Raw genomic sequence first — 18,158 nt, 5'->3', positions numbered from 1 at the left:
TAAATTAATTTATATAATGTACATAATCCACTAAATCTTTAATATCGTCCCATATCAGTCTAAATACAAAAGCATCTATATATTCTGGTGCATTAGGTAAAGTTGCTTTTGCAAAATCTTCTTGATTTTTTATTTTTCTAATTAATTGCTCGCTTAATTTTCCTGAAATTCCTTTATTTTTCATACTATATACAGTTCCTTCAGGTGTTACAGCTCTCACTTCTGATAATCTTGTTCCGATAAACATTTTAATATCAGCCAAACTAAGACCTGATCCATTTGGATGATTATGTGTAATAATAGATCTTACAAATTTTTCATCTGAGATATGCACCCAATTTATACTGCTTTCTTTTTTTTGCGTGACTTTTTTAATTTCTATTTTCTTGGCATTGTTTAGCAACATACCCTCTTCATATTTTAACTTCTGAATACTTGATTCATAGTTCTTTATTTTTGAAGAAACTTCATCCAAGTTTTTAAGTACTTTTTTTGCAAATCTTGAACTGTAATCAGATGCTTCTTCTGCTACTTTATATAGATGCTCAATTACCTCATCAATCTGCTTAAGTTCATCTGCATTTTTAGCGGTTTTCTTTAACTCATAAGTATGTTCTAGAACTTTTTGGGCACTTTTTCGTAAAGCTCCTTTTATGGTAGCGGTTATTTCTCCTCCCAAAGATAATAATTGTAAATGTTATTTATTGAGCATAAAAAAACCACCCGAAGGTGGCTTTGAAATTAATTTTCTTTTCTATAATAATTTCCCTCTTGGTCTTTTTCAATTTCTGATGTAGTGTATTTGCCTTGAATGTATAGCGGTTCACCAGCCTCATCTGAAATCACTAAAAAATCTACACTATCAAATAAAGACTTAATTATAGCTACCCAACAAGGATGATTTTTGCCGGTATTTTCTCCCCTAATTAATTCTTTATTACCATTATAAACTACTTGTTCAATATCGGATTCTTTATATAAATCTTTAAACAAATCTTTTAGTACTTTCTTTATTAATTCTAAAATTTTTTCTTCTGTATGTTTCATTATATTTTAATTTTTTAAGGGTTCTAACCCATATTGTTCTATCCTAATCCCGTTAATGTAATTTAAAGCGTCTTGTAATTCTGGTTTTGTCCATTTGCTCTTATTAGCGAAAATTTCTTTCCAGACATAAGTCTCTTTTTCTAATTTTGATAATAATAAATAAGCTTCTCCTAATTCTTCATAGTGTTTCAAATGAGCTAGCTCATGAAATTGAACTATTTCTGTTGCGTTTTTACTTAAATAAAATTGTTTAGTATGTGCGTTAAAACCTCCAGGAAATCCTTTTGCTCTCATTGCATAAAATAATTCATCTATATTTTTAAACTCATCAATAGGCTTGAATAATTTTGTAATACTTTTTATGTCTCCTTCAACAATTAAATGAATTCCTTTTTGTTTTAAAACATTTCTTAATTGTCTAATCTGAGAAGCTGTTAATATTTTACCTCCAAAATTACCTATTTTTCTGGAAGCCATAAAATCAATCTCTGCAACATCCTCCAAATGCTTAAAAAAATCTTCAATCTCATCATTGGTTAGTTTTCTTTTTAAGTTATTTTCTTCTATAACGAGATTGTCTAACTTTTTCTTTACATCATCAGTATGTTCTAGAACTTCTTTGGCACTTTTGCGTAAACCTCCTTTTATGGCTGCTGTTATTTCTCCTCCCAAAGATAATAATTGTAATTTTTTAGTTTTTAGGCATAAAAAAAGCTACTCGAAAGTAGCTTTGAAGTTTATAGCTAAATATTTATTCAAGTATTGTAAAATACTTTCCTTCATTATTTTTTTGTATTTTCATTCCAGATTGTTTATGTTTTATAAAAAATGGTTCACCATTTAAATCCGAAATTTCTAAAAAAATATGATTATTTTCAATCTGTGATTCTTCTTCAAAATCAAATCCAACAATCCAATAAGGTTTTATGTTCTTTACTGCTTGTTCGTATTTTATTTCTTTAGGCAAAAAACCTGCTTCCTCTATTTTTTTTAAATTTTCTAACTGTTCGTCAATACTTTTAAAAATTGGTTCAATTTCTAAATTAGAATTATAGCCCCATCCTATATCCTTCATAGTTTTAATCGCGATATCAACTATTTCTTGTTTTTTGTATATCATTTTTTATTAATTTTATCTATAAATAAATTTTAATCCTTCCATTTCATAATTTAAATCAAATTTAATCTTAGACCCTTTTTTATTTGCTTCAACAACTAAATCTTGAACATAAATATAAGAGTCAAACAATTCTTTTTGAGTCCATTTATTTTTTGATTTCCATATTTCTTCCCAAACAATTATTTCTTCTTGTACAAAATGAACTTTAGGCTTTTTATCAAACCAATATTTTAGATGAACCATCTCATGGAAAACAGTTAATTCAGAAGCATTTTTTGAACGTAAAAATAATTCTGGTGGAGGTCCTTGTCTAAAGCTACCTAAAACATTTCTTTTGTTCCAATCTGTTAACTTATTTTTTAAAGAATGGTCAATATCAACTAGTTTAACTCTAACTTTATACTTTTGCCAAAGAAAATCTTTTAATAAGTCTAACTCTTTTTTTGTTAATAATCTACCTCCTGATGAATCAAATAATTCATCTATTTTTCTAAATAATTCATTAGTTTCTCCTGCTACATCTTCCAAATGTTCAATAACCTCATCTATTTGCTTGGCTTCATCTGCATTTTTAGCGGTTTTCTTTAAATCATCAGTATGTTCTAGAACTTCTTTGGCACTTTTGCGTAAACCTCCTTTTATGGCAGCTGTTATTTCTCCTCCCAAAGATAATAATTCTAACCAAAATAAATACTCAGTTAATGCTTTTCCAAATTTGGTATCGGCTAATCCTGTTAATTTTAACAAAGCATTTAAAGAACCACTGCTTATTTCAATAACACTTACGCCAAAACGAATTTTTGCTAAGTAATTAAATTTCTTGGCTTTATCAAAAAACTTATATTTTGTAGCTACTTTTACAATTCTTTGTAAATGTCTAAATTTTGCCAAGTTTCCAAATCCAGAAAGTGTGGTTATAGCATCTACTGTGTATTCTATACCTGTTATCACATTGCTCCAAAAGGCTTTGTCTTCATTGGCTTTTAAGAAAAAAGCAGGAAGCAATCTTGGTAAAGGTATCGGGCTTTCTTGCTTTACATCGGTTAGCATTAAGGGTTGAAAAAGATGATAGCTAAACTTGTTTTGCTCTTCAACTATTTGGTTTACATAGTCTCCTAAATTAGGATCAAAAACACTAATAATATTGTCAATCCAGCTTTCATCTTCGCTTACTTCTATGTGTTTTCCATTTTTAAAATCGAAATTTCTATTGCTACTGTAAAATCCAGCAAATTTCTTTGATTTGTATGGAATAAGTAATGATCCTTCATCATATGTATAATAAGGATTGTCAAAATGTATAAAAGAACTTTTTAGCCACACATTATACAAGAATTGTACCAGTGTTACGAAATTTTGTCCATTCATTTTTTCGTATAACAACGAAAAATAACTTTTCTTTTGGTTCTTTTCTTCTATTAGGTTTAATAGAAAAACATCTTTATTTTTTGAGCTTTCATAGATACCTTCTAATATACGCAAAACGATGTCTTCTATATTTAATCCAATGTTTGTAACATTATATTCTAGAGTTTTCTCTAAAACATACCATAGGAAGTTAGGATCTATTTTTTTAAAGAAGAAGATAGGCACAAAATAGAGGGTTTCTAGAATTTTAGTGCCACTAGAAAAATGGAGTAGGTTTTCTACAAAAATGGTGTAATCTTCTAAAAATAACTTTTTTGCGTTACTATTAAATGCGTCTAAATCGTCTAAGCCATAAAAAACAGTTTGGTTTAGAAACTCCAAAAGAGCTCCAAAATAGTTGAATTCTAGGCGTATTGCGGTTTCGGTTATAAAACTGTTATAGGATATTCCTTTTTGGTAATAGGTATATTCTAAATAGTATTTTGCTCCTCTTTGACTTATTTTTGGTAAGAGAAACACAAAACCTGCTTTGTCGTTTTTGTAAAAACCAACAGTTCTTTTTGTTTCCGAACTCACTAAATTATAACTGGTAGAAAGTAAAGCTCTTAATGCTAGATCACTATTGTCGCTTGTATAGCCTTCTTCGTCTTTATAATTAAAACGATAATCTCCATTTGTAATGTCTTGTATGTTATTTGGATGATACACAAAATAATCTGGGAATACAAAAACATCGTCGAGCGAAATTTCTATAATTTTATCTATAGCTTGACTATAATAATAGTTTCCTAGGGTTTCTATTGCTGTAAATGTTTCACCTTCTTTTTCTTCCCAAATATCAGTAAAATAAAAAGGGATTCTTTTATATTTTGCAATGGTTTCATTATTAATTTGAAAATCTTTTTTAATATAATATTCAATTATTCCATTGGGTTGTCTTTGCAGGTACAAAGTGTCTTCAATTTCATGACCTAAATAAACATATCCATTTTGATTTTCTACAGCTTTTTTTTCTACAAAAATAAAATTGTCCTCGTGAGGTATCCCATTGTGCTTATAACTCTCATCTACAATAATTGCTTCTTTATGTTTGTTATTTAAAGCTGCTTCATCTGATCTTCTGAAAAACTTTAAATAATTTATTATTTGTTTGAAATCGCTCATCATTAAATTAGTTTAAAAACCCCAACAATTGTTGGGGTTTAAGGTTGTACATTAAGAATTATACTTTTTTGACTACTAATTTTGCCTCTACTGTTTGGTCGTTTACAAGCTCTACTACTTGTTCTTTACTTCCTTCGGTAACAATATATGCATCATTTGGAAAATCGTTTTCAGCATCTAATAATAATTCATATCTACCTGCTGGCAAATGATTTAGTTCCCATTTTCCATTTTCATCACAATAAGTGAGATCTTGGATACTGCCGTCAATTCTTTTTAAAATAATTTTAGCATTAATTCCTTCGCTACCTTCAATAATTCCTATTAATCGGGCAGTTTTTGTAGGAGTTTGAGAACCACCTAATTCGGCATCTGTAAATTCAAGTGCATTAGATTGTGGCACGGTGTCTGGATCTTCAAAATCAGATAAATTACCATTCTCAGGGAGTGCTTTGTCAACTTTTAATCCAATGCTTTGAGCTTGTAATATTGTCATAGCAGTAGGAACTCTTGTCCACCATGCTTTACCTGTTTTTTCACCTTCAGGAGCACGAAGTTCATCGATAATAGATAAATATAGTTCATCTTCAATTACAGGAATTTCTCCTCCATTCCATATTTGACCTGTTTGCATATAGTATCTAACAGCATCTTCAAATCCTGGACGAACAGTTACAACTACTTTAGCCATACCTGCTTGCATGAAGTTTCTGAACAAAGGATCGTTAGTATCATCATATTGATATAAACTATTCCAATCTGTACGATTTCCCCAATAATATGGATATAAATGATAGGATATAATATCCCACTCAAAGGCTTGTTCTATAAACTTGACAAATGCTACATAGTCATCTAACTCTTGGTTTATATTTACTTCGGTATTTCCAAATGTTTCAATAATGTCAGACCCAATTCTTTTAAACATATTGTCTTTACCGTATGTTTTTTTAGCTTCCGGATTTTGACTAATAAGGTAAGAAATACAGTTTTTGCGTAGAATCTTATTTTCAAATTCACGATAAAACCCTGGATTTGTTCCTTTGATTTGAACTCCTATTTCTTTTTGCTCTGCTATTTTCTGGTTATAATCTTTTAATGCATTTTCGTAAGCATCAATTATAGACTTAAAGGTTTCTTGTTGCCATTTTTTATAGTACTCAGGAGTTCTTTCACACTCTATTGTTGCTGTAGCATTAAAAACAAAACTGTTTAAATAATAAGCAGATAATGGAATTTCTCCTTCAAACTTTTTTAATTGTTTATTGATTCCTTGTCCATTAGGTTGTGGGAATCCAGTGGTTTTATCTAAAAAGCGTAAGTTTCCTATTCCAACGTGCATTCCATGACCTTGTCTATAGTCTCCATCTTCCATACTAGCCCAAGTAACTTCTGCATTCTTAGTATAATAGCCTTCAGGGATTTTTAAATTTTCTTTAGTATCAAAAGTTTCATGTCCATTTTGAAAACCTCCTGAAGAGACAGTATTGTTTGAAAATGATTTCCCTATGTAAATTGTTTGAGCAGGAGCTATTTCTAATTCCACATTATACTTACTTCCCCAATATTTGATAGTATTATCATTAATTTTTGAATAATCACTTAAGTTTAAAGAATTGAAGCTTTTATCTTCTATGTTATATACTCTTGGATCTGTAGGTTCTATTAATTTTGTACTACTATCATTTCCTGTCATACCAAGTATATGTAGTTTTGCAGGCTGTGGAATCATAAACTCAAACATTAAACGTTTTCCATAGTTTAAAATTTGATTTTTATAAATTTTGTCAACCCAACGATAGACACCTACTACATGTTTGTCTCCTTTTCTATTGTCAAAACCGTGTGTGTTGCTTTCTTCAAACTCTTCAACTATTTTTTCAATACGTTCTTGCTTTACTTTAGTTACTAGTCGATCTAAAGCTTTTTCTGTAATTTCTTTAGCTTCTGTAATGGCTTGGTGTGTGCTGTTTTCCTTAGAACTATTCGTTGCAAAACCAGTTGAAGCCCCTAGTTTTAACTGAATCCCTTTAGGCTCATAACTTACATTGGCATTAGCATAGAAATCTTTATTTTCTTGTAATACTTGCGCTACTTCATTTTGCATTTCAAAACGTGATGTTGAGCTTGTATCTGTTAATTGCTCTTTTTCTCTTTCAGATGAGCTTGTATTAGTGATGTCAGATCGACGTAATTTTCGAGTAGTTCTTTCTTTAAACTCTCTTGCCATTATGTTTTCAATATGAGCTACTTCTCCTTCTATATAATTTTGAGTTGTTTGTTCTACTTTTTGATAGTCAGCAATACCTAATTGTTTTATACCAAAACCACTTGGAATAAATACTTCTTGTTCTTTAGGAGGAATAGTTATAGAATCATTAGGGTCTTCATTTCCGCCAAGATCTATTATTTCTTTTTTAAGTTTACCAGTGAAACATTGATGAAGATTAAAACCTTCAACGATAAAAGACATTTTTGTTCCATTAGTAAACGTAATTTCTCCTTTAAAAGATGTTATGTCTGATTCTTCTAATAATGTAGGAAAACCAATGAAAATATTATTTAAGAATATCTTGTTTCCAACTTTAGTAACAGTATAGAGTGGTTGACCTCCATTTGTGTAATTCCCTGTTGTTTTTTCCAAAGTGTAATTAAAACTAGACACATTCCAAGTATTATCTGGTACAACAAATGACAAGTCTGAATTATATTTTTTACTTGCAAGAGCATTTATTGTTGTAGGTTTTGAACATATTTGAAAGCTAAAAGGATTAACTACAGGAACTGTTATTGGAACTAAAACACCTCCAATGCTAACTAAACTATTTTCATTAATAGAAATATTATTATTGATGATTTCATTATTGTTAGAAATAAGATTTGTTATGTGTCCATTAAGACCACCAATTGTTTCAAATTCTTCAGATAAACTAAGCATTGATACACTGATACCTCTCTCAACTGTTGATGTAGAGTTATTACTATTATTAGTAATTTCCAATAAAGTATCATAACTGGTTTTACTAAGCTTTGATTCTAAATGTTTTATATCTAGTTCGTCTCTGAAAGTAAAATTAAATTCAGGCAGTTCAGGTTTAGGAATACTTGGTTGTTGATTACAAGGATCTTTTGGATCATATACAACTTGTGGATCTCTTACACTACACCATTCTTTACGTGTTTCTTCAACATGAGTGTTGTATTCATCTAAAATAGGCTTGATTTTTACTTGATGGGCTTTTTCAGCTAATGTAAATGAAGCATTATATTCTTTTTGATGATTTTTCTCAATTATTTTTAATTCTTTAACTAACTGTTCAAGTTGTTCATTTTGAAATGAAGTTTGAGCAATAATTTGCTGTTTTACCATGTCATCAGAAGCCACAGTCGCTTTTGTTGTAGATTCTGTTGTTGCTAATCGAGCATTTTGATTTGTAGATGTTGTTGTTTTGTCTTCTACAAAAAGAGATTTAGGCAATACAACTTTAGCATTTAATAACATTTTTGCATGTTCTACTTTTGGAGTATTTACATCATATTTTGTAATAAAATGATTTGCAAGAAGTAATTGGATTATGATTTCTTTTGCATAAAAATCTTTTTGTGTGATGGTTTGATAAAATAAATTATTCCATAACAACATTAATGTAGTACTATCGTTTATTGCTACAACTCCATCAATTTTGGTATTAAGTTCTTCTATTTTAAAAGAGGTACGGTTTTTAGCAATCCATGTAGAAAGTTGATATAATTTTGGATTTATACTTTTTATGTTTTCTAAAGTTAAATATGAAAATGTTGATGACGCCTCTTTCATGGCTTCCCATTTAGTAAAACCTTCTGGTTTTCCAGCAACTACTTCATCATACAGTCCTTTTAATTCTTTATTTCTAAATATAAATTTTTCATCTTGATTGTCTTCACTAGACAATTCAGGGGCTCTCATGTTTACAAACTTGAAAAGCGTGTTTTTAATTTGTGTACTCATTTTAATAAATAAATTTAATTAGGTGAAAATTGCTTTAAAAGGTTGCGCATCCCATTAAAGAAAGAATATATTCTTAGTAAATATGTTTTATTTCATAATTACAATGCAAATATAAGAGAAAATAATCACACAAACAAACGTTAAAAAGAAAATAATCTAATTAATTTGTGTTTTGTTGATTTCCAGGATATTTTTGAGAAAATAATCTGATTAAATTTTTATTCTTTGTCTTTAGATAAATTGCTATATGTAGTTTTTGGTGTGTAAGTATTTGATTTTGTGTTTATTTTGACTTTTTGTAATATGTTTTTTTTTGAATGATTTAAACTCTTTAGTATACTAAAATGTGTAGATTAAATTAGTTTTTTAAAAAAGAAAGGAGATTACTTCTGTTTATTAATTGTAGAAATTATTCTTATAAATGGTTTTTTGTTTATAAGGAAGTATAGAGTTATAATCACAGGTAATTTTCTAAAAATCACTATTTATGATGATTTTTAATGTATGAATGAACCTTAGATTTGCACTATAAATTTTTAACAAGATAAAAATCAAACAGAGAGTTAGTAAAGTGTTTTAAGACGATGATTTTTTGTTAAAAAGGTATAGCTAGTATTTTTATTATAAACAAATTACAGACATGAATTTCATTTTAATTATTCAAAATGGAGTAAGATATTTTTTGAATAATTAGTTAAAACATCATGCAATTATAATAATTGTATGGTGTTTTTTTAGAGTTTAAAAAGTCAAAAAATTAATCAAGTAACCCTAGCTCTATTGCATATTTAACTAAACCAGCAGTATTTTTTACATTTAATTTGGATAATAAGTTTCTTTTGTGAGTATTAACAGTATTAAGACTGATAAAAGTTTTTTCGGCAATTTCTGCGGCCGTATATTGTTTTGCAATTAATATAAGAATTTCTTTTTCTCTATTGCTTAATTCTGTAGTGGTTGCAAGGTTTTGTTTAAAGTTAGTTTCGTATTCATTATGAATAATAGCTACTTCTTTAGAAAAATAAGTTTCTCCCAAATTAATTTTTTGAATAGCATATAATAATTCGTCTTTTTCTGCATTTTTTAGAAGATAGCCATCAATTCCTATTCTGATTAGTTTAGCAATCATTTGGGAATTACTATGTGTGCTTAAAATAAGTATTTTTAAATTAGAATATTTCTTTTTTATAATTTTTGTTACTTCAATTCCATCCATTTCAGGCATACTAATATCAAGTACTATAATGTCTGTTTTTGTTTTCTCTAAAAGAAGTAGCACTTCTTTGCCATTAACAGCTTTTCCGACTATTTCTATTTCTGAAACATTGTTTAATAAAGACATAATTCCTTCAAGAAACATAGTATGATCATCAGCAATAATTATTTTTGTTGTATTCATTTTTAATAAGTGGATTTAAATTATTGGAATTTCAATGTTAAAAATGGAACCTCTATTCATGGTGGAATCAATATGTAAGCTTCCTTTTAAATTGTTTATTCTATTCTTAATGTTTATAAAACCTATTCCTTCTTTGTTGTTTTTAATATTAAAACCTATTCCGTTATCTTCAAATATAATATTTAATGAGTTTTCAATTAAGTTAAGTTGAAGTTCAATTTTATTGGCTTTAGCGTGTTTTATAGTGTTTGTAATTAACTCTTGAACAATTGTGTAAACTTCCACTTGAATATTTTCGTTTAAATTGTTTATTTTTTTCCTTGGATATGCAACAAATGAAGGTGTTAATTGACTTACTTCTGCTAGTTTATTTAGATATTCTTCTAATACATCACAAAATTTACTTTGGTTAAATTTTTTAGGTAACATATTATGTGATAAGTTTCTAACCTGATTGTAGGTTTCGTTTATTTGATGATTGATGTTTTTAATTTCACTTTCTTTTCCAAAATTAGAATTGCTAAGTTGTAGTTTTATTGCAGCTAAGTTTCCACCAACGCTGTCATGGAGTTCTTGAGCTATTCTCAAGCGTTCTTTATCTTGTCCTTCTATTTGTGCTTTAATAAGTTTTAATTCTTGATCTTTTAATAGGGCTTTGTTTTTTTGTTCGCTAATCTCTTTTTGCTTGTTATTGATTAGTATTTGAGCTTTCTGTTTTTGATAGTAAACAATTAATAATGCTATGATAGGAATAAGAATGATAAGAAACCCAATAAAAATAATTTTTCTAGTTTCTTTTTGTCTTAATATTTCAGAATCTTTTAGTTGTTGTTCTTTTTTTAATAATTTTATCTGATTGGCTTTTTTTTGGGAAGACTCATTTAGTTTTAATAATTTATTTTCATTTTTTTTACTTTCAATTGCTTTTTGTAAGTTGAGGTTTTCAATTGTCTTTTCTTGGTTATTTAAAATAAGAATTTTGTTGTTGTTCTCTAACATTAAATCTCTTATTTCATTTTCTTTTTGTAATGTTTTAAACTTTATATCTAATTCATTTATTTCTTTATCCTTTTCTAAAATGTTTATAGAGTCTTTTATTTTAGAATATCTATTTAGAAGTTCGTAAGCGTTTGTGTAATCACCTTCTACTATTGCAATTTCTTTTAGTTTAAGAAATAAATCTCTTTGGTTGCTTAAGAAGTTGTGTTGTAACGAAATTGTTAATGCATTTATATAATAAAGCTTGGCATTTGCATAACGTTTTTGCTCATATAGAATAGAGCCAATATATTCATTAGCAAAAGCTTCTGTTTGATAAAGTTTATTCTGTTTTGCAAGTTTTAATCCTTCATCATAATATTTTAAAGCTTCTTTATGGTTGCCAAGATCTTTGTAATTTTCTCCTATATTTATTGCTGTTATCGCTTGACAGTTTATATTCTCATTATTTTTACAAATAAGATTAGCTTTTTTTAAATAAACAATAGAAGATTCATAGTTTTTAAATTCCCCATAAATAATACCAATATTTATATTGCTACCAATACTTATTTCATCATCAACGTCTTTATATTCTAAACATTGCTTGAAGTATTTTAAAGCATTTGTATAATCGCCTTGTTTTAAATAAATATTTGCAAGACCATGTAAGTTTACATAATATGGATATCCTTTTTTTTGATTTTGAACAATTTCAATTCCTTTTAAATGTGATTTTTTACTGGCCTCTATAAGGCCTTTTTTATTGTTGTATAAACCGATTAAGTTATAACTACTAGATGCTAGTATTCTTCTTAAAGAGTCATTAGCAATAAAATCAGTGCTTTTAAGAGCTTTGTTGGCATAAAAAAAAGTAGAATCTAATATGGTTTTTTTATTGAAATAATTAGCAAAAAACAGATTTAAACGAGTAATGGATTCTTTTGTTTTTATTTTTTTTACAAGTTTGTGAGCATTACTATATGCTTTCAAATCGTCTTTGTTGTTTAATAATGGAAATAGGTTCTCGATTTCAATTTTTTCTTGTTTTACTAAATCTTTATAATTATTTTTCTTATTTTCTTCTTGAGCATTTATAATGAATGTAAAGAAGTAAAAGAGAAGCGAATAACTGTTTTTTCTTAAAAAAAATTGCATTGAGACTGTAAGTTAGAGCTAATATTTTTTTATCAGTTTTTGAAGAATGTCAAAAATAAAATAAAAAAATCTATTCTACATTATTTAAGTTTAGATAAATCAATTATAATGTATTAGAAAAAAATCAATCAAACGTTATTTTTAATGAAAATTTTCATAACTTTGCTGTAAAATAAATTTTTAGCCATGGTTTCAGAACGTTTAGGTCATTATATAGAAAAAAAAGGATTTAGCTTTTATGCTTTTGAAAACAGTCTTGGAGCAGGTAGAGGAAGTATTTCTAAAGCCGTAAAAGAAGGGAAAAGTATTGGGTCAAATGTTATAGAAAATATTCTTTCAATATATTCTGATTTGAATCCTATTTGGTTACTAACTGGAACAGGAACAATGTTTAAGGAAGATGAAGAGTTTTTGCTTAATAAAAGTGTTGATGCTTTTTCTTTAAGTACAGATAAGAATATAGATAGTCAACAAATTCCTTTATATGATATTGAAGCTGTAGCCGGATTAGTTCCTTTGTTTCAAGATAGAACTACTCAAACACCATTAGATTATATCTCTATTCCAAGATTGCCAAAATGTGATGGAGCTGTTTATGTAACAGGAGATAGTATGTATCCACTTTTAAAAAGCGGTGATATTGTTTTGTATAAAGAGGTAAATGACATAAAGAATGAGATTTTTTGGGGGGAAATGTATTTGTTAAGTATGGACATGAGTGGAGAAGAATATATTACGGTTAAATACATTCAAAAGTCGGAACAAATTGGGTTTGTGAAATTGGTTAGTCAAAATAAACACCATCAAGATAAAGATGTGGAAATGTCCAAGATTAAAGCATTAGCACTTGTAAAAGCAAGTATAAGGATTAATTCTATGCATTAAAAAAGAGAACTTTTTGAGTTCTCTTTTTTAATATTATTATGAAGAAAATAAGATTTAATTACTCATTTTCAAATACATTATTTTCAAGTTCTACATCAGCCATCAATCCACTTGGATCTATTACAATTGCTTGAATGTTTGATTTTGATTTTTCAATTTCGAACGAATATGTTGGATATGCCCAGTCCCATCCTTTTAAAGAGGTTCTTGATAATGTTTGATATGGATTTGGTTTTTCCCAACGCATTAATGTATTTGGAATGTAAAACGTTTCTTGTGTTCCGTCTTTATAAACTACTAAAATATCTAAAGGCATTGGCATTCTTCCAAGTCTTTCTAAAGAGATGGTTGTTTTCTTGTTATTTTCTATTACTTCTTTTATTGCATAATCAATTGTATTTGTAGTTTGTGTCCAATCTACTAAATACCAATCTAAATTTGCTCCAGAAATTTTTTCTGCTGTCCTTTTTATATCATTAGGTGTTGGATGTGTGAATTTGTAATCACTATAATAACGTTTTAATGTCTTCATTAAATTTTCAATACCAATAACATATCCTAATTGAGCTAAGAAAACTTCACCTTTACTATATGCTGAAATACCATAAGCCATATTTATATCATATCTATCAGCATGAGTAGATAATGGTTGTTCTTTACCTGTTTTTGCAAGATATCGGTAATTACTGTAAGCTCCTTCAAAAGGATTTTCTTCTTCACCTTCTTTTGAAGGAAGTACTGTTTGCATTGCTAAATCTGAAATAAATGAGGTAAATCCTTCATCCATCCATTCATGTTTAGATTCATTAGATGCTAAGATATGTTGAAACCAAGAGTGTGCAAATTCATGAGCTGTTACACCTACAAGGCTTCCAAAACTTCTATTTCCTGTAATAAGAGTACACATTGCATATTCCATTCCACCATCTCCACCTTGAATTACAGAATATTGTTTGTATGGATATTCTCCTATACTTTTATTAAGATAGTCTAAGATTTCAGCAGTTTTTGGTTGTAAATTTTTCCAGTTTTCTAAAATTTCTGCTTTGTTTTTATAGAAGAAGTGTAATTCAACATTATTTGGACCTAAAATCATATCGTGAATATAATTATCATCTGCTCCCCATGCAAAATCATGAACGTTTGGAGCTATAAAATGCCAAGTTAATGTTTTTGTTTTTTTAGGATGTTTTACTTCTATTCCTTTATCTTGGTAACCATGACCAATTTCGTTTTTATTTTGAAGATATCCAGTTCCTCCAATTGTATAATTTTTGTCAATTGTAATTTTTACATCAAAATTTCCCCAAACACCATGAAATTCTCTACCAATATATGGATCTGCATGCCAGCCTTCAAAGTCATATTCAGCCATTTTAGGATACCATTGTGTCATAGATAATGCAACACCTTCATCAGAATTTCTTCCTGAACGACGTACTTGTAAAGGTACTTGACCATCAAAATCAAGAGTGAAAATAGTTTTTTGATTAGGTAAAATAGGTTGGTTTAATGTAACTTCTAGAATAGTACCTACAACTCTTGTTTTAGCTTCTGATCCATTTTGTTTGAAATTGTTGATTTTTAGATATCCAATTTCGTCTGGTTTTAAAGTTTCAATTCTACTTTCTTTAACTTCTTTTTCAGCTACTTTAAAAGTACGAACCATTCTTTTATCTGGATCAGCAATTGTTTTTAAACGACTATCCATTTCACTTCCTGGTTGAAAGGCATTAGGATATAAATGATAAAAAACTTTATAAAGGGTGTCTGAAGAATTATTAGTATATGCTAATTCTTGTTTTCCTTTATATTGATAATTTTTTACATTCATGTCAATTTCCATTTTATAATCGACATGTTGTTGCCAATAGCCAGGATTTGGGTTGTTTTGCCCAAAACTTAAAATAGAAAATAAGGTAAATAAAAGTATTTTTTTCATTCTTTAAAAAATTAAAAAACCACAAAGTGACTATTCAGTTTGCTTTGTGGTTTGTTTATACATAATTTAAGTTTTATTATTTTGACATTTGTTCTGCCATTAATAAAGCATTGTAAGCATTTACAATTTTTCCTGTTTTAGAAATAGTTGAAAAATTTGCTTTATGTTGATCTTCTCCTACTTTTACTTCGTTTTTTAATGGAGTTCCACTTTCCATAATAATTTGTTTTACTTGAGAAGCAGATAACTTTGGATAATATGAACGAATTAAAGCAGCAACTCCAGCTACATTTGGTGAAGCCATAGATGTACCTTGTAAATACTCATAAGTTTGATTTGGAGTAGTAGCATAAATTTGAACACCAGGAGCAAAAATATCTACATTTTTAGTTCCATAATTTGAAAATCCAGCTACTTCATTTATACCATAACTTGGAGCTAATGCACCGATAATTAAAACATTGTTTGAAATTTCAGGAGAACCATCGTAAGAATCACTTGGGTATTTGTTTTCTACATCTAAGTCTTTAGAATCATTTCCAGCTGCAAAGATTACTAAAACGTCTTTTTTAGCAGCATATTTTAATGCATCTTGAACCCATTCTTTGTTTGGAGAGTAATACTTACCAAATGAACCATTGATTACTTTTGCACCATTATCTACAGCGTAACGAATTCCTAGAGCAATATCTTTGTCATATTCGTCGCCATTTGGAACAGCTCTAACTGCCATAATTTTAACATTATTAGCAACACCGTCACCACCTTTGTTGTTGTTTCTTACTTGTGCAACAATTCCAGATACGTGAGTACCATGTTTTGCATCTTCAGGATCTGGTCCAATAACATTATTGTTACCATATTTAGTGTCCTTAATGTCTTCTGGGTTATCTCCTACTATAGAACGACCATCAAAATCTACATTTAAATTGTAGTTTAATTGCCCATAAACAAAATCTACTCCTGCTTTTATTCTTTTATCAAAATCTTCTTTTGAAGTTCCTGATAAAATTTGTGTAAATATAGCTTTGTATTGTGATAACTTTTCATCTGAAGTTTCTATAGCTTTAACATCATCTAAGTTAAAATTGTCTTTTTTTAGATGCTCTTTTATAGCTTTATCAGCAGCAACAATCATATCAATTTGCTGTTTAGTTTGCATTATGCCAGCTAATTCCTCTTCTAGTTGAGCTTTTGCTTTGTCGTATTCTGGAGTTCCAGGTCCTTTTTTAACAATACGAGTCATTTCTAATTGCTCATTATTGCTGTCTCCAAGGAAATTCCATCCATTAATATCATCGATGTAACCATTTTTGTCATCATCTATTCCATTTCCAGCAATTTCTTTTGGATTAACCCAAATTACACCTTGTAAATCTTCATGACGAATATCTACTCCTGAATCAACAATTCCTACAATTACAGTTGAACCTTTTTTGTTTTTTAGTAATTCAGAGTATGCTTTGTCAACACTCATTCCAGGAACAGTATCTCTTACTAAATCTAAATGACTCCATCTTTTTAAATCATTCTCAGCTAATGGAGTAACTTTTAAAGGTAAAGTATCAATATTTTCTACTGGAGTAGAGATTATTTGTTTTGCACCACCACAACTAGCTAAAACTAATGCTAAAGCAGTTGATAAATAAATTGGTTTTAAATTTCTCATTTATATAGTTTTATTATTCTATTAATTTTATTTGACAAAAATCAGTTTAAAAAGTTACATTTCATTGATGTATTAACACTATTTTAAGATTTCATCGCATGTGAAAATTTCTTTTAACCGAACACCTTTTTCTGTATTTTGAACAGTTATAATTTGATTATGAGCATCGTGTTCTAGAAATAAATAGTAATTGTTTTCTACAGCTTTCTTTAAAAAAATATCTTTTTCATTCATTGATAGTAAAGGCCTAGTATCATAACCAGTAACGTATGGAAGAGGGATATGTCCTAAAGTTGGTAATAAATCAGCCATAAAACAAATAGTTTTTCCGTTATAATTAATCATTGGAATCATTTGTTTTTCAGTGTGACCATCGGCAAAGAATATGCCAAATCCTAAATCGCTTTTTTCTAAAAATCCATTTTCTGCTCTTGAAATAAAGTTTAATTGACCACTTTCTTCAATAGGTAAAATGTTTTCTTTTAAGAATGAAGCTTTCTCACGAGAATTTGGATTTGTTGCCCAATCCCAGTGATTTTCATTTGTCCAAAATTTAGCATTTTTGAATCCAACCTCATAACCCGTTTTGTTTTTATTCCATATAACACTTCCTCCACAATGATCAAAATGTAAATGTGTCATGAAAACATCTGTAATATCATCTCTATGAAACCCTTTTTCTTGTAAAGACTTATCAAGAGAATGATTTCCCCATAAAGAATAATATCCAAAGAACTTATCAGATTGTTTGTTCCCCATTCCAGTATCAATTAAAATTAATCGATTTCCATTTTCAATTAATAAACAACGAGCTGCAATGTCAATTAAGTTATTTTCATCGGCAGGATTTGTTCTATTCCAAATAGTTTTTGGTACAACACCAAACATGGCACCACCATCTAATTTGAAATTACCAGATTCAATAGGGTAAAGATTCATTTTTTTAAAATTTACGCAATTTACAAAATTTGGAGTGAATATAGATTTTATGGTAGTTATAAATAAAAATTATGAAAGAATAAGTTATAAAAATGTTATGAAGCCTTGTAATAAGCATTATATGAATTATATTTGCAGTTAATTTAGACAAAATCAAAATAAGTATGATTAAAGTATCTGATACAGCTAGTAAAAAAATAGTTGAAATGATGAAAGACGACGGCTTTGATGCTACTCAAGATTATGTTAGAGTTGGTGTTAAAAGTGGTGGTTGCTCTGGTTTGTCTTATGAATTAAAATTTGACAAAGAATTAGGTGAAAATGATAAGGTTTTTGAAGATAATAATATTAAGATAGCGGTAGAGAAAAAAAGTTTTTTATACCTTGTTGGAACAATATTAGAATTTTCAGGAGGTTTAAACGGAAAAGGTTTCGTTTTTAATAATCCAAATGCACAACGTACTTGTGGTTGCGGAGAATCTTTTTCACTTTAAATTTAAA

At 28.5% G+C, this 18,158-nt stretch carries 13 protein-coding genes; 2 read left to right on the top strand and 11 right to left on the bottom strand.

Annotated elements, in window-relative coordinates; translation table 11 throughout:
* Positions 1-4: 4 nt before the first annotated feature.
* From LXD69_RS05035 to LXD69_RS05000, 8 genes are all read right to left on the bottom strand, one after another.
* Positions 5-679, bottom strand: a complete 675-nt coding sequence (locus LXD69_RS05035; RefSeq protein ID WP_246917956.1) for a hypothetical protein — start codon at positions 677-679, stop codon at positions 5-7.
* 62 nt (positions 680-741) lie between these two features.
* Complete coding sequence (locus LXD69_RS05030) at positions 742-1,047, bottom strand: hypothetical protein (protein WP_246917954.1); 306 nt, start codon at positions 1,045-1,047, stop codon at positions 742-744.
* 6 nt (positions 1,048-1,053) lie between these two features.
* Positions 1,054-1,719 carry a zincin-like metallopeptidase toxin domain-containing protein gene (locus LXD69_RS05025; protein ID WP_246917952.1) on the bottom strand — a complete coding sequence of 222 codons (666 nt, stop codon included), beginning with the start codon at positions 1,717-1,719 and terminating at the stop codon, positions 1,054-1,056.
* Positions 1,720-1,798: 79 nt separating this feature from the next.
* Positions 1,799-2,167 carry a hypothetical protein gene (locus LXD69_RS05020; protein ID WP_246917949.1) on the bottom strand — a complete coding sequence of 123 codons (369 nt, stop codon included), beginning with the start codon at positions 2,165-2,167 and terminating at the stop codon, positions 1,799-1,801.
* A 12-nt stretch (positions 2,168-2,179) separates the two neighbouring features.
* Positions 2,180-4,699, bottom strand: a complete 2,520-nt coding sequence (locus tag LXD69_RS05015) for a hypothetical protein (RefSeq protein WP_246917948.1) — start codon at positions 4,697-4,699, stop codon at positions 2,180-2,182.
* A 58-nt stretch (positions 4,700-4,757) separates the two neighbouring features.
* Entirely contained in the window at positions 4,758-8,687 is a 3,930-nt protein-coding gene (locus LXD69_RS05010) for a hypothetical protein (protein WP_246917946.1), read from the bottom strand.
* A 757-nt stretch (positions 8,688-9,444) separates the two neighbouring features.
* The gene (locus LXD69_RS05005; RefSeq protein ID WP_246917945.1) at positions 9,445-10,086 is read right to left on the bottom strand and encodes a response regulator; all 642 of its coding nucleotides are present in this window, start codon (positions 10,084-10,086) and stop codon (positions 9,445-9,447) included.
* A gap of 15 nt (positions 10,087-10,101) precedes the next feature.
* Positions 10,102-12,222 (bottom strand): tetratricopeptide repeat-containing sensor histidine kinase, encoded by a 2,121-nt coding sequence (locus LXD69_RS05000; protein WP_246917944.1) that lies wholly within the window; start codon positions 12,220-12,222, stop codon positions 10,102-10,104.
* A gap of 186 nt (positions 12,223-12,408) precedes the next feature.
* Between LXD69_RS05000 and LXD69_RS04995 the strand changes: the two genes are divergently transcribed.
* Positions 12,409-13,107, top strand: coding sequence for a S24 family peptidase (locus tag LXD69_RS04995; protein WP_045970502.1), 699 nt, complete (start codon positions 12,409-12,411; stop codon positions 13,105-13,107).
* Positions 13,108-13,165: 58 nt separating this feature from the next.
* Here LXD69_RS04995 and LXD69_RS04990 read toward each other — a convergent pair whose 3' ends face one another.
* The 3 genes from LXD69_RS04990 to LXD69_RS04980 form a co-directional block, all read right to left on the bottom strand.
* Entirely contained in the window at positions 13,166-15,049 is a 1,884-nt protein-coding gene (locus tag LXD69_RS04990; RefSeq protein WP_246917939.1) for a M1 family metallopeptidase, read from the bottom strand.
* Positions 15,050-15,125: 76 nt separating this feature from the next.
* A complete protein-coding gene (locus LXD69_RS04985) occupies positions 15,126-16,718 on the bottom strand; it encodes a S8 family peptidase (protein ID WP_045970506.1) in 1,593 nt (530 codons plus the stop codon).
* 78 nt (positions 16,719-16,796) lie between these two features.
* Entirely contained in the window at positions 16,797-17,657 is an 861-nt protein-coding gene (locus tag LXD69_RS04980; RefSeq protein WP_246917937.1) for an MBL fold metallo-hydrolase, read from the bottom strand.
* A gap of 164 nt (positions 17,658-17,821) precedes the next feature.
* Here LXD69_RS04980 and LXD69_RS04975 point away from each other — a divergent pair, with 164 nt between their 5' ends.
* Positions 17,822-18,151, top strand: coding sequence for a HesB/IscA family protein (locus LXD69_RS04975; RefSeq protein ID WP_045970510.1), 330 nt, complete (start codon positions 17,822-17,824; stop codon positions 18,149-18,151).
* Positions 18,152-18,158 lie beyond the last annotated feature (7 nt).

The organism is Flavobacterium sediminilitoris (assembly GCF_023008245.1).
In the GTDB taxonomy this organism is placed as follows: Bacteria; Bacteroidota; Bacteroidia; order Flavobacteriales; family Flavobacteriaceae; genus Flavobacterium; species Flavobacterium sediminilitoris.
Note: the sequence above shows the minus strand (reverse complement) of the source record. Positions and strands in the feature narration are given on the sequence as shown.